The sequence below is a fragment of the Nocardia sp. NPDC058058 genome (assembly GCF_042885355.1).
Lineage (GTDB): Bacteria > Actinomycetota > Actinomycetes > Mycobacteriales > Mycobacteriaceae > Nocardia.
Genome location: NZ_JBHVSA010000003.1, coordinates 1,364,433 through 1,383,331, shown reverse-complemented (window position 1 = coordinate 1,383,331; position 18,899 = coordinate 1,364,433). Strand labels below are relative to the sequence as shown.

Genomic DNA, 18,899 nt, shown 5'->3' with positions numbered 1-18,899 from the left:
CGTTGCGCATCATGGTGATGCCCCTTCCACATACCTCGGACTCGATCGGTTCCACCGGGGTCCGGGGTGGGAAGGGACGAAGCGAGCACGCGCGGTGCGTGGCGCAATCGATTCGGCCACCTTCGAGGATAGCTCCCCGACGACACAGATCACACCTGTTCGGGCGCTGCCGGTTTCAGCAGGTCAGCGTGTCCGTTCCGCCGCGCCGGTGATGTTGCGAACCATGCCGCCGAAGATGACGGCGTGGAAGGGTGCGATGGCGTGCCAGTAGAGATGGCCGGCCAGGCCGTGCGGGTCGAACAGGGCGCGCTGGCGGTAGTGCGAGCCGCCGTCGGGCAGCGGGGTGACGGTCAATTCGAGCCAGGCGCGGCCGGGTACCCGCATTTCGGCGCGCAGCAGGATGCGGTGGCCGCGTTCGAGGCGTTCGACTCGCCACCAGTCCAGGGCATCGCCCTCGCGCAGCAGATTCGGATGGCGACGGCCGCGGCGCAGGCCCGCACCGCCCAGTAGGCGGTCGATCCAGCCGCGCAGTGCCCAGGCCAGCGGGAAGGAGTACCAGCCGTTGACGCCGCCGATCGATTCCAGCACCGACCACAGGGTTGCCGGGTCGGCGGTGGAGTCCTGTTCCCGGACATCGGAATACGCCGAACCGCCGGACCATTCCGGATCGGTCGGCAGCGGGTTCGAGGGCGCGTCGGTGGGGCTGGCGTCGGACCAGCGGGTCGGGACGTCCAGGGTCCGAATGCGTTCCAGCGCAAGGCTGACCGCGCGCGGATACGGCGTGAGCCCACCGGGTGGGTCGGGAATCCATTGGGCGACACGATGATCGGCGCAGACGACATCGTTGACCAGCGATTCCATCAGCGGGACCGCGATTGCCCGGGGCACCGGGGTCACCAGGTTCACCCACTGCGCCGACAGCCACGGGGTGAGCACCGGCACCGGCATGATCAATCGGCGCGGCAGTTCGGCGACCTCGCTGTAGCCGCGCATCATGCCCAGGTAGGTGAGCACGTCCGGGCCGCCGATATCGAAGGCGTCGTTGACCGTTGGCGGCAGGTCGGCGGCGGCGGTCAGGTAGTAGAGCACATCGCGCACCGCGATGGGCTGGATGCGATTGCGGACCCAGCGGGGCGTCACCATCACCGGGAGCCGCTCGGTGAGATAGCGCAGCATCTCGAAACTGGCCGAGCCGGAACCGATGATGACCGCAGCGCGCAGCACCACCGCGGGGGTGTCGCAATCCAGCAGGATCTCGCCGACCTCGGCGCGCGAGGCCAGATGCCGGGACAGGGTTTGCCCGGCCGGAGTGATGCCGCCCAGGTACACGATGCGTGCCAGTCCGGCATGGTCGGCTTCGGCGGCAACGATTTTCGCCGCGTCACGATCGACATCTGCGAAATCGGATCGGGTCAGCGAGTGCACCAGGTAGTAGAGAACCTCCTGGTCGACCAGGGCGGCCCGGACGTCCTCGGCACGGGTGACGTCGCCCTTGCTGACGGTGACCTGATCGCGCCACGGCGCGTCGCCGAGTTTGCCCGGGTCTCGGGCGAATACGCGTACCTCGTGACCGGCGGCGAGCAACTCCGGCACCAGTCTGCCGCCGATGTAACCGGTGGCTCCGAAAACCACACACCGCACGTGATCACTCCTTTCGATGACGAACAGGCACAATCAAGACATGCACCGCCCCGTGACCGCGCCCGAACCGACCGAGCTGTCGGTGCGCGCGGTCGCGGCGAGGCTGGACATTCCGACCGCGACGCTGCGCAGCTGGAATCGGCGCTACGGGATCGGGCCGCGTCAGGAGCGGCCCGGCCGGCATCGGCTCTACTCCGAGCGCGATATCGCGGTGCTGACCCGCATGGTGGAGTTGATCCGGGCGGGGTCGACGCCCGCCGCCGCGGCCGAGGCCGCGCGCGGGCCGGTGCTGTCCTTCGGCGATCAGGCGACGCTGCTGGCGGCGGCGTTCGCGCTCGATTCCAGCACCGCGTGCGCGCTGCTGGAGAATCATCTGCGTGATTACGGGGTCGTCGACACCTGGGATCGACTGTGCCGCCCGGTATTCGCGGGCATCGTGGACCGTCAGGTCGACGGTGAGGGCTGCGTGGACGTGGAACATCTGCTGTCCTGGTGCGTGGTGACGGCGCTGCACCGTGCCGTCGCGCCGACCGCGATCGATGAGTCCGTGCCGATCGTGCTGGCCTGTACGAGTGGCGAAACCCATTCGCTGCCATTGGAAGTGCTGCGGGCGGCGCTGGCCGAGCGGGGTGCGGGAGTGCGCATGCTCGGACCCGATGTGCCCTCGATCGCCCTGTCCGACACGCTGAATCGACTGCGGGTAGCGGCCACTGTGGTGCTGTGGTCGCAGCAGGAGGCGACCGCGCTCACCTCCGCGGTGCGCACCTGCGCCGAGGCGGGAGCGCGGGTGCTGGTCACCGGACCCGGATGGGATGGTCTGTTGCTGCCGGATGCGGCGCACCGCGTCGCCACCCTGGTCGAGGCGCTCGGGGAGCTGGGTGTGCGGCAGGAGCAACCTGCGCGCGCTTAACTCCGCGGCGCCGGTGACCGCGCTGCTGCCGGCGTGGTCCGAGTTCCGTTCCGCTCGGATACGGTCGCGCGCCTCAGCGCATCCCAGGTAATCGATGCATATTCGATGCATCGATCCGGCGCAATCGGATGTCCTCCCCCGCGGTATCGAACCCCGCGAGGTCGGACTCCCCGAGCCGTGAATCCCGTTCACATGCCGTTGAATTCCACGATCGGCGGCGGATAATCGCCTGCGAGCATCCCCGCACGCCACGGCTTGTGGATCTCCGCACCCGGCAGATGCGCCAATTCCGGCAGCCAGCGCCGCACGTAATCCCCTTCGGGATCGAATCGCTCGGCCTGCCGCAACGGATTGAGCACCCGGCTCGATCGGGTATCGGTGCCGGTCCCGGCCATCCACTGCCAGTTCATCCGGTTATTGGCGATATCACCGTCCACCAGCCACTGCTCGAAATAGCCCGCGCCCAGACGCCAATCGATGCGCAGCGTCTTGACCAGGAAGCTCGCGGCGATCAGCCGGGAACGGCCTGGCATCAACCCGGTCGCGGTGAGCTGGCGCATGCCCGCGTCGACCATCGGAATTCCGGTGCGCCCGGCCTGCCAGGCCGCCACCGCGTGCGGATCGTTCCGCCAGGGCTCGTTCGTCCCGCGATAGTCCTCGATGGCGACTTCGGGACGGTCCGCGAGCACCTGGTGATAGAAGTCGCGCCACGCCACCTGCCGCACGAAGGCATTGCCGCCCGGATCCGACGCATCGGTCCGGAACGCGATCTCACCGGCGGACAGGCAGCCGAAGTGCAGATATGGCGACAGCCCGGAGGTGCCGTCCACCGACGGGATGTCCTTGACGTCGGCGTACTCGCGCACCGGACCGGAAAGCCAGTGCTCCAGCATTTTCCGCCCGGTGGTCTCCCCGCCCAGTGCGAGGTCGGGTGATCCGGACCCGATCGCGGCGGTATCGGGAATCGGCTCGCTCGCGACCTTCGGCACCCGCACGGCGGTCGGCGGCGTCAACGGCCGCCGCATCGGCGTATCGAGCCAGCGCCGGAAATACGGGCTGAAGATCGCGTAGTGACTGCGCCCGGTATCGGGCCGCAATGTGGCGGTATCCACCGCGGTGATGGACGCGGGATGACTGTGCAGCGCACAACCGTTGCCGGACAGTCGTTCCCGCAGGGCCGCCTCCCGCTTGACGCTGTAGCGGGTGACATCGGCGGCCATATGCACGCTCGGGGCCTTCACCTGCGCCGCGAGCCGCTCGACCTCATCGACGACATTCCCGCTGCGCACCACCAATCGCCCACCGCGAGAACGCAACTCCGCATCCAGCTCGCCCAGCGCGGCATTGAGGAACCGCAGCCGGTTGGGCGCGTCGGAGACCTTGGCGAGTAGGTCCGCGTCCAGCACGAATAGCGGCACCACCTGCTCGCTCTCCCGGCACGCCGCATCGAGGGCGGGGTTGTCGTGCACACGCAGGTCTCGGGTGAAAAGCACGATCGATGCGCTCATGCCCCCACCCTAGCGTCATTCGATTCACGATCGATGCAGCCTGGCGAACCGGTCGCCCGCGCGCCCGAGGATGTCCGGATCAGACCGCGCATAGCGGGGCGAGCGCGTCGAGACCACCGGTGGTGGGGCTCGTCAGATACAGGCAGGTGTTCTCGCCCGCCCTGGTGATCGCGGCGCGGATATCGTTCCACTGGGCGGGGTCGAGGGATGGGGTGCGGGAGAGGACGAAGCCGGAGAGGCGGTTCGGGTCGGTGACCAGGGCCCAGGAATAGTTGTCGCCGAGGGCGGTGACGATGTAGTTGGGTGCGCCGTAGCGGGATTCCTGGGTGGGGACGCCCGGGAAGCTGACATGTAGTTGGGCGTTGGTTACCGGGTCGGTGACGGTGGCGGTGCCGCGGATCTCGTTGGGGCCGCCCGCCCAGGTGGTGCACGAATTGTGTACCGAGACATCGCCTTGCGGATCCAGGGCGTATTCGGCTCGGGTGTCGCGGGCGCAGACGAGGTTGAAATACTGTGGCATGGCGGCCAATTGGTACCAGGTGCCGAGGTAGCGGCTCAGGTCCAGGGAGGCTATCGGCTGCGGTTGGTCCTGCGCGTTCGCCGCGGGCGTTCCGGTGATCGCGACGGTTGCGGCGCTCAGTGCGAAAGCCGCTGCCAGCGTGCGGAATTGGTTTCGATTCATGGTGCTTGTCCTTACCTAGCGGTGTACTCGTCGGACGAGTTCGAAGGTTCGATCAGTGCACGGTCGCGGGTTCGGCCTCCTGTCCCGATCTGTCGGGGTGATGGGTGCCGGGCCACCAGATGCGGTCACCCAGGATGGCGAACAGCGCGGGCACCGCCACGGTGCGCACGACGAAAGTGTCGAGCAGAATGCCGATTCCGACGACGATGCCCAGCTGGGTGAGGGTGATCAGGGGTAGCACCCCGAGCACGCAGAAGACCGCGGCCAGCACGACGCCGGCGCTGGTGATCACCGCGCCGGTCGAGGAGACCGCGCGGACCATGCCTTCGACGGTCCCGTGCCGATCGGCTTCCTCGCGCGCCCGGACCACCAGGAAGATGGTGTAGTCCACGCCCAGGGCGACCAGGAACAGGAAGCCGAACAGCGGCACGTTGGTGTCCAGCGCGGGGAAGCCGAAGACGTGGTCGCTGACCAGGCTGCCCAGGCCCAGTGCCGCGAGCGCGCTGAGCACGGTGACGGCCACCAGGATGAGCGCGGCCGGAACCGCGCGCAGCAGCGCGAGCAGCACCAGCAGGATGACCGCGAGAATCAGTGGGATGACCAGCATTTGATCGCGGCGCGCCGCGTCCCGGATGTCCAGCGCCTGGGCGTCCGAGCCTCCGACCATCGCTTCGGAGCCGGGGATGGCACGCAGTTCCGAGCGCAGGGCTTCGATGGTGGTGAATGCCTCGGCGGAGGCGGGTGGGGCGTCCAGGACCACCGACCATCGGGTCAGCCCGGCGCCCGACTCACCGCTGACGGCCGCGCGCGAGACTCCCCCGGTGCGATCGAGCACGGCCTGTACCGCCGCGACCGTATCGGTGCGAGCCAGGACGATCGCGGGATCCGATGTGCCGGAGGGGAAATGGTCTGCCAGGGTGTGCAGGCCGTCGACCGATTCCGCACGTACGCGGAACTGCTCGGTCTGCGCGAGCCCGACGTCGGTGACCAAGAGTCCGCTCGCGCAGAGCAGGAGTCCCGCGAGCACCGGAACCACCACGAGTACCGGTCGCCGCACCACGCGCCGCGCGATCGAGTACCAGACCCCGGATTGCGCTTCATCACGATCATCCGGATGGGGAACGAAGGGCCAGAAGACTTTTCGACCGCACAGTGCCAGCAGCGGCGGTAGCGCGAAGAGCACGAACACCAGCGCCACGACCAATCCCGCCGCGGCGAACGCCCCGAGACTGCGGGTATTCGGCAGCGCGGCCAGCAGCAGGGTCAGCAGCGCCATCACCACGGTGGCATTGCTGGCGAGAATCGCGGGCGCGGCACGGCGTACGGCGGCGCGCAGTGCGTCTCGGTGAGAATCGTTGTGGTGCAGTTCGTCTCGATACCGCGAAACCAGCAGCAGCGCGTAGTTGGTGCCCGCGCCGAAGACGAGCACGCTGGTGATCCCGCTGGTGGATCCGTCGAATGCGAGCCCGGTCAGCTGCGAAAGCCCCGTACCCACACCGGTGGCGACCCGATCAGCGAAGGCCACCACCGACAATGGCAGCAACCACAGCACCGGTGAGCGATAGGTGAGGATGAGCAGCACCATCACCACCAGCGCGGTGACCGCCAGCAGCAGCACGTTCGCGCCGGAGAACGATTCGGCGATATCCGCGCCGAAGGCCGGACCGCCCGTGACCTGAAAGGTCAGCTGCGCCGGTGCATCCCGGTTCGCGGCCGCGCGCAGGTCGGCGACTCGATCCGAGAGCGCGAAGCCGCTCAGCTCCGCCGAGACCGGAACCGTGACCAGTGCGGCCTTGCGATCGGGCGCGACCACCGCCGGTGCGCGCTCACCTCCCGAGCGCATGCGGTCCGCGGCAGCGTCGACCGCCGCGAGATCCTGCGGGCTCAGCTCCCCGCCGTCCGCGCGACTGGCCACGAGCACGGCCGCGGCGGTGTCACCACCGGGAAACCGCTCGACCGCGGCGGCGACACGCGCGGACTCCGCGCTATCGGGAAGCGATTTGGGTCCCTGCCCGGAACTGTCGTTACTCCCGGCCAAGCCCATGATCAAACCGCCGGACAGCACCACCGCGAGCAGCAAGGCCCACGCTCTGCGCCCGGTGACCAGGTCCGCGTAGCGATCCCATACACCCATGCGGGCAACTATTTCAGAAACTTAAATAATTCGCAAAGGTGATCTCGGACGGGCACTAGGCTGAAGGCCTGACCACGAAGGAGGTAGCGGTGGCCGACCGTCCGGCGAGTACGCCCCCACCGGGTACCGCGCGTTCCGCGCTCGAAACCGAGATCGCCCGCGATGTCCGCGCCCTGGCCGCGGTCTCCGAGCAGATCGGCCACTCGTTCGCGCGCTCACACGAGCTGCGCCCCAATGATTTCCGCGCGCTGGTACACGTGGCGACCGCCGAAGCCGAGGGCGCGCCGCTGACGGCCGGACAATTGGGCGCACTGGCGGGCGTCTCCCCCGCCGCGATCACCTACCTGGTGGAACGCATGATCGAGTCCGGACACCTCGAACGCGCCGTGGACGCCACCGACCGGCGACGCGTGAAGCTGCACTACACCGATCACGGAATGGCCGTGGCCGCGGCGTTCTTCATGCCGCTGGCCACCCGGATGCGCAGCGCGCTGTCCGGGCTATCGGAGTCGGAGCTGGAAACGACCCATCGAGCCATGATTCAGATCGTGAGCGCCCTGCGTGATTTCTCCACCGAACTCGATGACACCGCGACTTCCGGCCAGCGCACCGCCGGGACGGCCGACACGCCAGATGGCGGTAAGACTCCCCGCGACTGAGCTGGCCGGTCCGAGAACACCGCGAATCAGGACAACGTCTGCTCGCGACCGCCGTCGGCGCGCGGATCGCGGCGCAGGTAGCGGCCGCGGGGATCGCCCTGGATCTTGCCGCCGCCGTAGACGCGGTGACCGCGCAGCAGGACGGTGTCGACGCGGGCGCGCATGTCGAATCCCTCGAAAGGTGTGTATTCCTGGGCGGATTCGGAATCCGCGGCCCGGACCGTCCATCGGGCCTCGGGATCGACCAGCACGATATCGGCGTCGTAGCCGGGTGCGATGTCGCCTTTGCCGGCCAGTCCGTAGCGCCGGGCCGGGTTGCGGGCGGTGAGTTCGGCGATGCGGGAGAGCGGCAGGCCGCGGCGTATTCCCTCGCCGACCAGGCCGGGTAGCAGGTACTCCGCGCCACCGAAGCCGGATTTGGCGGCGAAGACATCCTCGGGGTCGGTCCCGAATTTCTGTTCTTCGCGACAGCAGGCGTGGTCGCTGACCACCCAGTCGATATCCCCGGCGAGCAGGTGCCGCCAGAGCGCCTCGACATCCTCGCGTTCGCGCAGTGGCGGATTCACCTTGCCGCCCAGGCCGTGCGCGGTGTCGACATCGGCGAGCAGGTGTCCGATGGTGACTTCGCGGCGGAAGTCGACGTGCGGAAAGGCCGCTGCCATGGTGAGTGCTGCCTCGACCGCTTTGGCCGAGGACAGGTGCAGCAGATTGATATTCGCCAATCCGGTTTCGTGGGCGAGGTACGACGCCGTGGTGATCGCGAGGCCCTCCGAATGCGCCGGGCGCGAGGCGCTGTAGGCCCGCAGCCCGGTGAGCGTGCCCTCGCGTTCGACGAGTTCGGTGTAGGCGGCCATGATCTCGGCCGTCTCGCAGTGCAGGGACAGTGAGAGTTGATCGCCCAGGCCGGCGCGGGCGCGCTGGATCGCGCGCATGACGAATTCGAAGTGCGCGAGGTCGTAGCGCTCGGTGGGCGGGATCATCAGGAATTCGGCCTGATCCGAGGAGCGGCCGTGCAGGCCGTGGCCACCGTAGAACATGAAGATCTTGAACGAGGTGATGCCGAATTCCTTGATGAGAGCAGGTATTTCGGCGATATGCTCGGCGGTCATCGGGGCCAGGTGCAGGGCGTGGTCGACGAAGGATCGACCGGCCATCGCGGCCAGCACCTCCGGTACGAAGTCCCGGTACGCCCCGCCTCGATTGAGGTAGTAGCGCCCGGTGCGCATATAGGTGATCGAGGTGGTGACGCCGCCCTGGGCGCACGCGCGGCTCTCGGTATCGGTGTCCGCGGCCAGGTCCTGATAGATGCCCCAGTGCTGATGGGCGTCGACCACACCGGGAAAGGCCAGCAGCCCGTGTGCGTCGATCACGGTGTCCACGCCCGAGGCGGGCAATCGCGCGCCGATCTCGGTGACGACCCCGCCCGCGATCGCGATATCGACCGCCCGGGGGCTGTCGGTGGATGGATCGCCCGGGCGCACGACGCGGGCGTTCCGGATCAACAGCTCGGTAGCCACGGCTCACTCCAGTTTCTCTGTGCGAAACAGCTTTACCACTTGGGCGATCATCGCAGTACTATGCGCTGACAGTCAATGCCGCACACCCACTTTCACGTTTCGCTGTGGGAAACATGCTGTGGCGGGTAGGAGTTGAGCGATGGACGGCCCACTGTCGGGAATCCGGGTACTGGATGTGGCGACGCTGTTCGCCGGACCACTGGCGGCGACCCTGCTGGCGGATTTCGGTGCGGATGTGGTGAAGATCGAACATCCCGACGGCGATCCGGTGCGCAGCCACGGCGCACAGCGCGACGGCGTGGGACTGTGGTGGAAAATGCTGGGGCGCGGCAAGAAATCGGTGACGCTCTACCTCGGGTCGGCGCCGGGTCAGCAGATCTTCCGCCGCATGGTGGCCGAGGCGGATGTGGTCGTCGAGAACTTCCGGCCGGGCACATTGGAACGCTGGGGCCTTGGCTATCCCGAACTGCGCGAGATCAATCCGGGCCTGGTGCTGGCCCGCGTCACCGGTTTCGGACAGATCGGCCCCTATGCCCGGCGTACCGGTTTCGGCACGCTGGCCGAGGCGATGAGCGGATTCGCCGCGATCACCGGCGAGCCGGACGGGCCGCCCATGCTGCCCCCGTTCGGCTTGGCCGATGGAATCGCCGCGCAGGCAACGGCTTTCGCGATCATGACCGCATTGCGCGCGAGGGACCGCACCGGGGTCGGCCAGCAGATCGACCTGGCCATTATCGAGCCGATTCTCACCCTGCTCGGCCCGCAGCTCATCGCCTACGACCAGCTCGGCGAACTGCAACCGCGCATGGGTAATCGGTCGTCGAACAATGCGCCCCGCAATCTCTATCGCACCGCCGACGGCGGGTGGGTGGCGGTGTCCGCGAGTGCGCGTTCGGTGGCCGAACGGGTCCTGCGCCTGGTCGGGCGACCCGATCTGATCGACCAACCGTGGTTCGGCTCGGGGGCCGAAAGAGCCTCGCACGCGGACGAACTCGATGACGCGGTCGGCGCGTGGATCGCCGAGCGCGATACCGAGGAAGTCGTGAAAGCCTTCGAACAGGCCGAGGCCGCCATCGCTCCGGTCTACACCGCCGCCGATGTGCTGGCCGATCCGCAGTACCGCGCACTGGGCACCATCGCCGAACTGCCCGACGCCGAACTGGGGCGGGTGCGCATGCAGAACGTGCTGTTCCGGCTATCCGAGACCCCGGGCCGAATCCGTTGGACCGGACCACCTCTGGGCGCGCACACCGCCGAGGTGCTGGGCCGCTACGGGGTCGACCCGGATGCGCTGGCCGAGCTGCGCGCGGCGGGAGTGGTGCGATGAGCGACTCTCTGGTCCAGGCGGTGCGCGGCGGGGTCCGGCTTATCGAACTTGGTCAGCCCTTCTTCACGGGCATGCCGTGTTCACCGAATCATCCCGGATTCCGAATGACGCTGGCGCGCAGGCACGGTGACATGATGCGCCCGGACGGCGGCTCGGCGGCGGCGGAGATCATCGTCACCGGTGGGCACGTTGGCACCCATATCGACGCGCTGAGCCATGTCAGCCAGAACGGCATGCTGCACGGCGGCGTCGACGCCCTCGCGGCGCAGCGGGGCGGGGCGTTCAGCGAACACGGCGCGGAGCAGCTGCCCGGATTCGTGTGCCGGGGCATCCTGCTCGATATCGCCGCGGTGCACGACACCGATGTCCTTCCCGGCGGCTACGAGGTGACGGTGCGCGATCTCGAGCGCGCGGCCGAATACGCCGGGGTACGAGTCGAACCGGGCGATGTGGTGCTCATTCGCACCGGGTGGGCGCGCGGGTTCGACGATCCTCCGGCCTATCTGGGTTCGGTGACCGGTGTCCCGGGGGTCGGTGTCGCCGGGGCGCAATGGCTTGCCGCGCGAGATATCTCAGCCACCGGAGCCGATACCACCGCGTACGAATGCCTAGCGCCGGGAGCCGGGCACAGTGTGCTGCCGGTGCATCGGGTACTACTGGTGGAAAACGGGATCTATATCCTCGAGCATCTCGCACTGGAAACGCTTGCGGCCGAGCGGTTACACGAATTCGTCTTCGTGCTCGCGCCGTTGCGCATTGTCGGCGGTACCGGCTCGCCGGTGCGCCCACTCGCGGCGGTCAGCCGATGAGCGCGCCGACGATCGTCCACCAGTTGGCGGACTTCGCGATCACCACGCGCACACACGGGGTGGGCAGCGAGCTGCGGGCGGATGCGGCGCGGCGGGTGCTGGATGTGCTGGGCAACAGTCTCGCGGCCCTGCACACGCCAGCCGCTGCGGCGGTGCGGGCGGTGATCCTAGAATGGGAAGGCGCATCGCAGGCGACCGCGCTGGGTCAGCCCGGCCGATATCCCGCCGCCGGTGCGGCACTGCTCGGTGGAACACTCGCGCACGCACTGGATTTCGATGACACGCATCTGCCGTCGGTGCTGCACCCCTCGGCCACCGTGGTACCCACCGCGCTGGCCGTGGCCCAGACCGCCGGGGCTTCGGGTGCGGCGTTGCTGGACGCGATCGCCGTCGGGGTGGAGGTCACCGTCCGACTGGGCATGGCGGGATATGACCGGGCACTGGGTAATTCGGTGTTCTTCGAACGCGGCCAGCACGCGACCGCCATCTGCGGCGCGGTCGGCGGAGCAGCCGCGGCGGCCATGCTCTACGGCCTCGACGCGGACGGCGTGGCGCACGCACTCGGGATCGCGGCGAGTATGGGTTCGGGTCTGTTGGAAGCCAATCGAACCGGCGGGACCGTGAAACGCGTGCACTGCGGATGGGCGGCGCACGCCGCGGTGACTGCCGCGAGCCTGGCACGGCACGGGCTCACCGGCCCGCCGACCGTGATCGAGGGCAGATTCGGCCTGTTGCAAGCGTTTTGCGGCGATCAGGCGACTCCGGATGTCGTGACCGCGGAGCTCGGTGAGCGCTGGGAGCTGCCCGGGGTGTTCTTCAAACCCTATCCCTGCAACCACTTCACCCATGCGGGCATCGATGCCGCGCTGCGCCTGCGCGCTCGCGGCGTCCGCGCCGCCGAGGTGGATGGACTGGTCCTCGGCGCACCCGCGCCCGTGCTGCGCACCATCGGCGAACCCATCGAACACAAGCGGCATCCTGAATCCGGTTACCACGCAGCGTTTTCCGGTCCGTACACGGTCGCCGCGGCCCTGCTCGGCGGGGGCGGGCTGGGCCTGTTCCACGAGGATTTCACCGACGCCATGGCGGCGGATCCGCGACGACTGGCCTTGGCAGCCAAGGTCGAATGCGTCCCCGATACCCGATCCGAACAGATCTTCCCGTTTCAATTCCCGGCCGTGCTCACCGCGCGGCTGCGCGATGGGCGCACGCTCACCGAACGCGTGGAGGTCAATCGCGGCGGTCCCGGGAATCCGCTGTCGGCAAGCGAACTCGCCACCAAGTTCCGATTGAATACCGCGCGGGCACTGACCCCCGCCCGTGCCGACGCCGTCACCGAGGCCGTCTACGGGTTGGCCGCGCCCGGCCGATTCGAGGAGCTGCTGACGCTGCTCGAGGTCACCGAACCGGTGGTTCCGGGTTGATCCGGATCCGCTGTGCCACGGCCCGGCTGCCTCGGCGGCCGGGCCGTCGGCGCGACCTCGCGTCCCAAATACTGTGCGTCAGGCGGGAAATCCGCCCGCCCGGCCCAGCAGCGCGGGCACCGGTGCGCCGAGTTGTTCGCCGAGCCAGAGACCGGTCGCGCTCACGGTCTCCATGCCGACCCCGGTGCCGACGCCCATGCGATCGAGCATGTAGAGCAGATCCTCGGTGGCGATATTGCCGGTGGCGGCCGGTGCGAACGGGCAGCCGCCGACCCCGCCGGTGCTGGCGTCGAGCACCCGCGCTCCGGCTTCGAGTGCGGCAATGGCATTGGCGTACCCGGTATTTCGCGTGTTGTGGAAGTGGCACCGCAGCGGAATGCCGGGCGCGCGCTTCATCGCCCCCGCCACGGCCGCACGCACCCGATCGGGCGTACCGACGCCGATGGTGTCGGCGAGCGCGATCTCGTCCGGATGGGCGGCCGCGACACTGTCGATCAGGTCCAGTACCGCGGCCGGATGCACCTCGCCTTCGAACGGGCAGCCGAACGCCGCGGCGATCGTTACGGTGCGGCGCAATCCGGCCGCCGCTGCCCGCTCGGCCAGCGCCCGCCAGCGGTCGATGCCCTCCTGGGTGGTGCAGCCCTGATTGCGGCGGCTGAACGTATCGGTCGCCACCACAACCACATTGATCTCGTCCACGCCCGCCGCGAGCGCCCGATCCAGGCCGCGATCATTGAAGACCAGCCCGGCGTAGGACACTCCGGGCTGACGGGGCACGCCCGCCATCACCGCCTCCGCGTCGGCCATCTGCGGAACCCGCTGCGGATTCACGAAACTCACCGCCTCGATGCGGCGCAGTCCGGCGTCGATCGAACGCTCGATCAACCGCACCTTGGCCGCGGTCGCGATGATCCGCGACTCGTTCTGCAATCCGTCGCGCGGGGCGACCTCGACCACCGTGACGTCCATGGATCCTCCTGCTACCTTGCCGCATTGTTTCACTCAGGGATACAGTGTATCCATTCTTGTCTTGGAAGGGGCCGCCGCATGCCATCCGAAACCACCACCGCCGCAGGGCCTTTGGCCGACCTTCGGGTCGTGGAAATGGGTCAGTTGCTGGCCGGGCCGTTCTGCGGACAGCTACTCGGCGACTTCGGGGCCGAGGTGATCAAATTGGAGTCACCGGGTTCGGGAGATCCCATGCGCCAGTGGGGACGCGAACAGGCGCAGGGCAAATCGCTGTGGTGGCCGGTGGTGGCGCGCAATAAGAAGTCCGTGACCTGCAATCTGCGCGATCCGCGAGGGCAGCGGCTGGCGCGGGCGCTGATCGCCGAGGCCGATATCGTGATCGAGAATTTCCGGCCGGGCACCATGGAACGCTGGGGCCTGGGTTATGACGTGCTGCGCGAACTCAATCCGGGCCTGATCATGGTCCGGGTGAGCGGCTACGGCCAGACCGGACCGTACGCACCGCGTGCGGGCTACGGCTCGATCGGCGAGGCGATGGGCGGAATCCGTTACACCACGGGCGATCCCGACCGCGCGCCCGCCCGCACCGGCATTTCCCTTGGCGATTCGCTCGCGGCGGTGTTCGCCACCATCGGCACCCTCGTCGCGGTGCATCACCGCACCCGCACCGGGCAGGGGCAGTTGGTGGACTCGGCCATCTACGAGGCCGTGCTCGCCATGATGGAATCGCTGCTTCCCGAATACGCGATCACCGGATACCAGCGTGAGCGCACCGGTTCGGTGCTGCCGAATGTCGCGCCCAGCAATGTCTATCCCACCGCGAGCGGTGACATGATCCTCATCGCCGCCAATCAGGACACGGTCTTCGCGCGGCTGACCGAACTCATGGGCCGTCCCGAACTCGCGACCGACGAGCGCTACGCCAATCACACCGCCCGGGGCGCGCGGATGGGCGAACTCGACGACCTCATCGCCGCCTGGACCTCGACTGTCGCGCCCGAGACGCTGTTGGACAGGTTGCATACCGCCGGAGTGCCGGCGGGTCGGATCTACACCGCCCGAGATATGTTCGCGGATCCGCATTTCGCGGCGCGCGAGGCGATCGTGCGCATCACCCACCCCGAGCTCGGCGATCTGCCGATGCACAATGTGGTGCCCAAACTCAGCGCCACACCCGGTGCGATCCGGCATGCGGGACCGGACCTCGGACAGCACAACGCCGAGGTGTACGGCACTCTGCTCGGCTTGGGTGCGCGGGAACTGGCCGAACTCGCCGAATCCGGCGTGGTCTGAGGGGAATTGAGCGTGAAGGATCTCGCCGAAGACGCCCGCAACGCCGGGTACGGAACCCCGCTCGGGGCGGGTGCTCATCCCGCGGTGCTGGTGATCGATATCTGCGCCGCCTACCTCGACGACGACTCACCGCTGCGCGCGCCGGTGGAATCCGCCGTCGCGGCAGCGGCGACGCTGGTGAATCACGCTCGGACGAAGGGCATTCCGGTCATCTTCACCCGGGTTGCCTACCGGACCGGCACCTCCGAGGGCGGCCTGTTCCGCCGCAAGGTGCCCACGCTCGCGGTCTTCGAGGAGGGAAACCCGCTGGGCGAGTTCCTCGATGACCCGGCCCCGCTCCCGGGCGAAACCGTGGTCACCAAGCAGTATCCCAGCGCCTTCCACGGCACCGCGTTGGCCGCCAACCTGACCGCCGATCACATCGACACCCTGCTCATCGCCGGACTCACCACCAGCGGTTGCGTCCGAGCCACCGCCACCGATGCCCTGCAGCACGGCTTCCGCCCGCTGGTGGTCGCCGACGCCTGCGGCGACCGCGACCCCCGACTGCACGAGGGCAACCTCTACGATCTCAACGCGAAATACGCCGATGTCCTGAACCTCGCTGCGGCACTGGACATCCTGAACCGGTAGCGCGGTGGCAGGCCGGGTCCGCGGTCAGCGGTATTCGGGATTCTCGAAGTCGAAACGGCACCCGGCGTCCCATTCGCTGCGCTGGTTGCCGTGTGCGGGAAAGCCGCCCGCGTCGACAAGGATGCGGGCCAGGTGGATGAGGTTCCAGGTCATGAAGGTGGTGTTGCGGTTGGTGAAATCGTTGTCGGGTCCGCCGGAACCGGGGTCCAGGTATGACGGTCCCGGTCCGGCCTCACCGATCCAGCCCGCATCCGCCTGCGGCGGAATGGAGTAGCCGATGTGCTGGAGGCTGTAGAGCACGTTCATCGCGCAGTGTTTGATGCCGTCCTCGTTGCCGGTGATCAGGCAGCCGCCGACGCGACCGTAGTAGGCGTACTGCCCGGCATCGTTGAGCACACTGGAATTGGCGTAGAGCCGTTCGATGACCTGTTTCATGACCGAACTGTTGTCGCCCAGCCAGATCGGTCCGGCCAGCACCAGGATGTGCGCATCCATCACCTTGCGCTGCAGGGCGGGCCATTCGTCGCGCTCCCAGCCGTGTTCGGTCATATCGGGCCAGACTCCGGTGGCGATATCGTGGTCGACGGCCCGGATATGCGATACCGAGACGCCGTTCTTCTCCATGATGTGGGCCGAGAGGTCGATCAGGCCCTGGGTGTTGCTGCGGTCCGGCGACCGTTTCAGGGTGCAGTTGATGAACAGGGCGCGCAGATCGCTGTAGTCGGGCATCGCAGTGGACCTTTCAGTAGTTGGCCGGGCCGGGAACACCCATTCGGTCACCACTGCGATTCTCGACCCCGGGCGCGCGGAATTTGCGGTTCCGCGCTGGTCTGTCAGCGATTCGTCACGGTTCCCGGCCCCTTGTCGAGCTCGACCCCTCAGCGCATTTCGACGGTGACGGTGGAATCCTCTCGTGGGCCGGTGCGATAGACGTAGTCGCGGGCGGTGGCGTCGCCGAGTTGGGCGAGGAACCACATGGCGGTCCAGCGGGCGGCGGTGGCGATCGACTGTGCGCGCGGCACGGTTTCCGGGTGTGTGTCGGGGACCGCGCCGGGTGGGTCGTCGATATCGGTGAGGCCGAAGTGGTTGGCGCCCAGCAGGTTCACGTATTCGGCGGTGGGGGTGCCGGTGAGTTTGGTGAAGCTCTCGTGCGCCTCGTCGGGCTCGCTGATCCCGTCCAGGGTGCCGTTGATGAACATGACCGGGATGTCGCTCACCGCCACCGCGTCGATCACCGGGCCGATGGTGGTGTTGGTGCCATGTCCGACAATGGCTTTCAGCTCCGGCGGATGGCGGTAGCTCAGGCCGAGGCAGAAGGGGATCTGACAGCGGTCGGCGGCGGCGTACAGGGCCGCCGCGCCGCCGTAGGAGTGTCCGGCCACCACCAGCGTGGTGGGATCGATGATCGCACCGACCGGCGAGGACGCGTCCGCCGCCTGTGAGCGCGCCCAGGCGAGCACGTCGGTGAGCTGGAATTCGCTCGGCAGGCGGTAGTCGATCATCGGCATCGGATATCGCTCGGGGACCACCACCACGAAGCCGTAATCGGCTATGGCGGAAGCGAATTGGCTGTAGTACTGGCGGCCGACATTGGCCCCGGGCAGGAATAGGGCCACCGGTAGTCGATGGTCCGCGTGCGCGGGGTACCAGACCGTGGCGTCGTCGGTCGAGATGTGCGCCGCGGTGTGGTGCACGCCACCGGTATCGGCGGCGGCCGGTGCGGCGGTGAGCAGGAGCAGGGACAGGGCGGCCGCGGAGATGGCGCGCATGGGTCTCCCGTTTCGCTTGTGGAAACACTGTTTCGATGTGAAACTATCGGCGGAGCATACTCCGAAACACTGTTTCGCAGAAGAGAACGGAGACCCGCCCATGGGGTCGCATCCACACGGCTGGTGGATTCTGTTGCACCTGGTGTTGTTCGTGTTCTGGCTCGGCGGCGACCTGGGCGTGTACTACTCGAGCAGGTTCGTGATCAACCCGGATCTCACGCCGCCCGCGCGCGCGACCGCACTGGCGATCATGAGCGGACTCGATCTCGGTCCGAAGATCTGCCTGGTGCTGTTCCTGCCCAGCGGCATCACGCTGATGGCATTGGATCCGCACGGCGCCTCACTGTTCGGGATCGAGCTGTTTCCGTGGTGGCTCGTGGTGACGGTGTGGCTGTTCGCCGCTATCTGGTTGGCGCTCACGGTGATTCAGCACCGAACACACGGCAGCCGCAGGCTGGTGTACCGCGCCGATCTCGCGATCAGGTGCGCTGTTATCGCCGCGATGGCCGCGGCCGGGGTCTACACGCTGCTGGTGAGCGAACCCTTCGGCGTCACCACGAACCCGAAGTGGCTGGGCGGCAAGATCCTGCTGTACACCACCGCCATCGCGGCGGGCCTCGGCATTCGAATGACGTTGCGCCCCTTCGGCCCCGCGTTCGGCACGCTCATGTCCAGCGGTTCCACCGATCAGGTCGAGCGAACCCTGCGCGGCAGCGTGGACGGCTGCCTGCCGTACGTGTGGGCGATCTGGGGCAGCGTGCTCACCGCAGCGGCGCTGGGCGTGTTCAAACCCGGCGCGCACCTGGGCGGTTGACCCCGCGGCCCGAAGGCTAAGCCGTGTAACCCAATTGGGCCGAGAGGGCGGCCGCGGCCTTCTGCAGCAGCGGCACGTACTCCTTCATCTTCGGCTCGAAGCGCGAGAGCGGGCCGCAGATGCTGATCGCCGCCACCACGCCGCCGTCATGATCGAGTACGGGCGCGGCAATGGACGCGGCTCCGATCTGGCGCTCCCCCAGCGAGATCGCGTAGCCGCGTTTGCGCACCTCGGCCAGTTCGGTGCGCAGCTTGCGCGGGGTGGTGATGGTGGCATCGGTGAACGGGGTGAGCTCATGCCGATCCAGATATTCGTCGATCTCCTGCTTGCGCAGATTCGCCAGAATCACCTTGGACGAGCTGCCCGCGTGCAGCGGATACGGCACCCCGAGCGCGACCTCCATGCGCAATTCCTGGTCCGGCACAACCTGATCCACGTACATGCGGGTATCGCCACGCCGAATGGACAGCGTCGCGGTCTCACCGGTGAGCGGGGCCAGGCGGCGCAGTTCGGGGGCCGCCATGACGCGCAGATCGGTGCGGGCCAGATACGCGCGGCCCAGTGCGATGGCGGCGTGGCCCAGCGCGTAGCGGCGCGAGGTCGGTTCCAGGGTGATGAGTTCGCGATTGCGCAGCGCGGTGAGGATGCGGTGCACCGCGGCCTTGGTCAGGCCGAGTTCATTGGCGATCTCGGTGACCCCGAGATCGGGCCGGCCGGTGCGGCCGAACAGCAACAACACGTCCATGGCCCGTTCGACGGCGGCGATGGAACGACTCTGGTTCTCGGCCTCGGTGTCCGACACGCTCTCAG

17 protein-coding genes are annotated in these 18,899 nt (G+C 68.0%); 8 read left to right on the top strand and 9 right to left on the bottom strand.

Translation table 11 applies throughout. The features are described from left to right. Positions 1-183 precede the first annotated feature (183 nt). Positions 184-1,641, bottom strand: coding sequence for an SDR family oxidoreductase (locus tag ACFVUS_RS30265; protein ID WP_387773990.1), 1,458 nt, complete (start codon positions 1,639-1,641; stop codon positions 184-186). A gap of 40 nt (positions 1,642-1,681) precedes the next feature. Between ACFVUS_RS30265 and ACFVUS_RS30260 the strand changes: the two genes are divergently transcribed. Beyond that, complete coding sequence (locus ACFVUS_RS30260; protein ID WP_387773988.1) at positions 1,682-2,551, top strand: MerR family transcriptional regulator; 870 nt, start codon at positions 1,682-1,684, stop codon at positions 2,549-2,551. A gap of 188 nt (positions 2,552-2,739) precedes the next feature. Here ACFVUS_RS30260 and ACFVUS_RS30255 read toward each other — a convergent pair whose 3' ends face one another. The 3 genes from ACFVUS_RS30255 to ACFVUS_RS30245 all read right to left on the bottom strand — a co-directional run bounded on the left by ACFVUS_RS30255 (position 2,740) and on the right by ACFVUS_RS30245 (position 6,875). Further along, complete coding sequence (locus ACFVUS_RS30255) at positions 2,740-4,059, bottom strand: cryptochrome/photolyase family protein (protein WP_387773986.1); 1,320 nt, start codon at positions 4,057-4,059, stop codon at positions 2,740-2,742. Positions 4,060-4,138: 79 nt separating this feature from the next. Then, complete coding sequence (locus tag ACFVUS_RS30250; RefSeq protein ID WP_387773984.1) at positions 4,139-4,741, bottom strand: lipocalin family protein; 603 nt, start codon at positions 4,739-4,741, stop codon at positions 4,139-4,141. A gap of 52 nt (positions 4,742-4,793) precedes the next feature. Continuing rightward, positions 4,794-6,875 (bottom strand): MMPL family transporter, encoded by a 2,082-nt coding sequence (locus ACFVUS_RS30245; protein WP_387773981.1) that lies wholly within the window; start codon positions 6,873-6,875, stop codon positions 4,794-4,796. 89 nt (positions 6,876-6,964) lie between these two features. On the opposite strand from ACFVUS_RS30245, the gene ACFVUS_RS30240 reads away from it, so the two are divergent. Continuing rightward, positions 6,965-7,534, top strand: a complete 570-nt coding sequence (locus ACFVUS_RS30240) for a MarR family winged helix-turn-helix transcriptional regulator (RefSeq protein WP_387773978.1) — start codon at positions 6,965-6,967, stop codon at positions 7,532-7,534. Between the two features lie 26 nt (positions 7,535-7,560). Here the strand turns inward: ACFVUS_RS30240 and ACFVUS_RS30235 are convergent, their stop codons facing one another. Beyond that, a complete protein-coding gene (locus ACFVUS_RS30235) occupies positions 7,561-9,051 on the bottom strand; it encodes a dihydroorotase family protein (RefSeq protein ID WP_387773975.1) in 1,491 nt (496 codons plus the stop codon). Positions 9,052-9,190: 139 nt separating this feature from the next. On the opposite strand from ACFVUS_RS30235, the gene ACFVUS_RS30230 reads away from it, so the two are divergent. The 3 genes from ACFVUS_RS30230 to ACFVUS_RS30220 are packed head-to-tail and all read left to right on the top strand — an operon-like array spanning position 9,191 to position 12,611. Next, entirely contained in the window at positions 9,191-10,378 is a 1,188-nt protein-coding gene (locus ACFVUS_RS30230; protein WP_387773972.1) for a CaiB/BaiF CoA transferase family protein, read from the top strand. Continuing rightward, complete coding sequence (locus ACFVUS_RS30225; RefSeq protein WP_387773970.1) at positions 10,375-11,187, top strand: cyclase family protein; 813 nt, start codon at positions 10,375-10,377, stop codon at positions 11,185-11,187. Before ACFVUS_RS30230 ends, ACFVUS_RS30225 begins: the two co-directional genes overlap by 4 nt. Further along, on the top strand, positions 11,184-12,611 hold the full coding sequence (locus ACFVUS_RS30220; RefSeq protein WP_387773967.1) for an MmgE/PrpD family protein: 1,428 nt from the start codon (positions 11,184-11,186) through the stop codon (positions 12,609-12,611). Before ACFVUS_RS30225 ends, ACFVUS_RS30220 begins: the two co-directional genes overlap by 4 nt. Before the next feature lie 78 nt (positions 12,612-12,689). Here the strand turns inward: ACFVUS_RS30220 and ACFVUS_RS30215 are convergent, their stop codons facing one another. Further along, the gene (locus tag ACFVUS_RS30215; RefSeq protein ID WP_387773964.1) at positions 12,690-13,580 is read right to left on the bottom strand and encodes a hydroxymethylglutaryl-CoA lyase; all 891 of its coding nucleotides are present in this window, start codon (positions 13,578-13,580) and stop codon (positions 12,690-12,692) included. 78 nt (positions 13,581-13,658) lie between these two features. On the opposite strand from ACFVUS_RS30215, the gene ACFVUS_RS30210 reads away from it, so the two are divergent. Beyond that, the gene (locus tag ACFVUS_RS30210) at positions 13,659-14,873 is read left to right on the top strand and encodes a CaiB/BaiF CoA transferase family protein (RefSeq protein ID WP_387773961.1); all 1,215 of its coding nucleotides are present in this window, start codon (positions 13,659-13,661) and stop codon (positions 14,871-14,873) included. A 12-nt stretch (positions 14,874-14,885) separates the two neighbouring features. Then, a complete protein-coding gene (locus tag ACFVUS_RS30205; RefSeq protein ID WP_387773958.1) occupies positions 14,886-15,506 on the top strand; it encodes an isochorismatase family protein in 621 nt (206 codons plus the stop codon). Between the two features lie 24 nt (positions 15,507-15,530). On the opposite strand, the gene ACFVUS_RS30200 is transcribed toward ACFVUS_RS30205, so the two are convergent. Both ACFVUS_RS30200 and ACFVUS_RS30195 read right to left on the bottom strand, forming a co-directional pair. Then, positions 15,531-16,235 carry a flavodoxin family protein gene (locus ACFVUS_RS30200; RefSeq protein WP_387773956.1) on the bottom strand — a complete coding sequence of 235 codons (705 nt, stop codon included), beginning with the start codon at positions 16,233-16,235 and terminating at the stop codon, positions 15,531-15,533. Positions 16,236-16,384: 149 nt separating this feature from the next. Then, positions 16,385-17,275 (bottom strand): hypothetical protein, encoded by an 891-nt coding sequence (locus tag ACFVUS_RS30195; RefSeq protein ID WP_387773953.1) that lies wholly within the window; start codon positions 17,273-17,275, stop codon positions 16,385-16,387. Between the two features lie 100 nt (positions 17,276-17,375). Here ACFVUS_RS30195 and ACFVUS_RS30190 point away from each other — a divergent pair, with 100 nt between their 5' ends. Continuing rightward, positions 17,376-18,089 (top strand): hypothetical protein, encoded by a 714-nt coding sequence (locus ACFVUS_RS30190; protein WP_387773950.1) that lies wholly within the window; start codon positions 17,376-17,378, stop codon positions 18,087-18,089. A gap of 16 nt (positions 18,090-18,105) precedes the next feature. Here ACFVUS_RS30190 and ACFVUS_RS30185 read toward each other — a convergent pair whose 3' ends face one another. Further along, a complete protein-coding gene (locus ACFVUS_RS30185) occupies positions 18,106-18,891 on the bottom strand; it encodes an IclR family transcriptional regulator (protein WP_364648522.1) in 786 nt (261 codons plus the stop codon). Positions 18,892-18,899 lie beyond the last annotated feature (8 nt).

Bases quoted from the DNA above. Each gene is read 5' to 3' on its own strand.
- ACFVUS_RS30245 (WP_387773981.1), bottom strand. From the start codon at position 6,875: ATGGGTGTATGGGATCGCTACGCGGACCTGGTCACCGGGCGCAGAGCG.
- ACFVUS_RS30225 (WP_387773970.1), top strand. From the start codon at position 10,375: ATGAGCGACTCTCTGGTCCAGGCGGTGCGCGGCGGGGTCCGGCTTATC.
- ACFVUS_RS30250 (WP_387773984.1), bottom strand. From the start codon at position 4,741: ATGAATCGAAACCAATTCCGCACGCTGGCAGCGGCTTTCGCACTGAGC.
- ACFVUS_RS30255 (WP_387773986.1), bottom strand. From the start codon at position 4,059: ATGAGCGCATCGATCGTGCTTTTCACCCGAGACCTGCGTGTGCACGAC.
- ACFVUS_RS30200 (WP_387773956.1), bottom strand. From the start codon at position 16,235: ATGCCCGACTACAGCGATCTGCGCGCCCTGTTCATCAACTGCACCCTG.
- ACFVUS_RS30230 (WP_387773972.1), top strand. From the start codon at position 9,191: ATGGACGGCCCACTGTCGGGAATCCGGGTACTGGATGTGGCGACGCTG.
- ACFVUS_RS30210 (WP_387773961.1), top strand. From the start codon at position 13,659: ATGCCATCCGAAACCACCACCGCCGCAGGGCCTTTGGCCGACCTTCGG.
- ACFVUS_RS30260 (WP_387773988.1), top strand. From the start codon at position 1,682: ATGCACCGCCCCGTGACCGCGCCCGAACCGACCGAGCTGTCGGTGCGC.
- ACFVUS_RS30195 (WP_387773953.1), bottom strand. From the start codon at position 17,275: ATGCGCGCCATCTCCGCGGCCGCCCTGTCCCTGCTCCTGCTCACCGCC.
- ACFVUS_RS30220 (WP_387773967.1), top strand. From the start codon at position 11,184: ATGAGCGCGCCGACGATCGTCCACCAGTTGGCGGACTTCGCGATCACC.
- ACFVUS_RS30190 (WP_387773950.1), top strand. From the start codon at position 17,376: ATGGGGTCGCATCCACACGGCTGGTGGATTCTGTTGCACCTGGTGTTG.
- ACFVUS_RS30215 (WP_387773964.1), bottom strand. From the start codon at position 13,580: ATGGACGTCACGGTGGTCGAGGTCGCCCCGCGCGACGGATTGCAGAAC.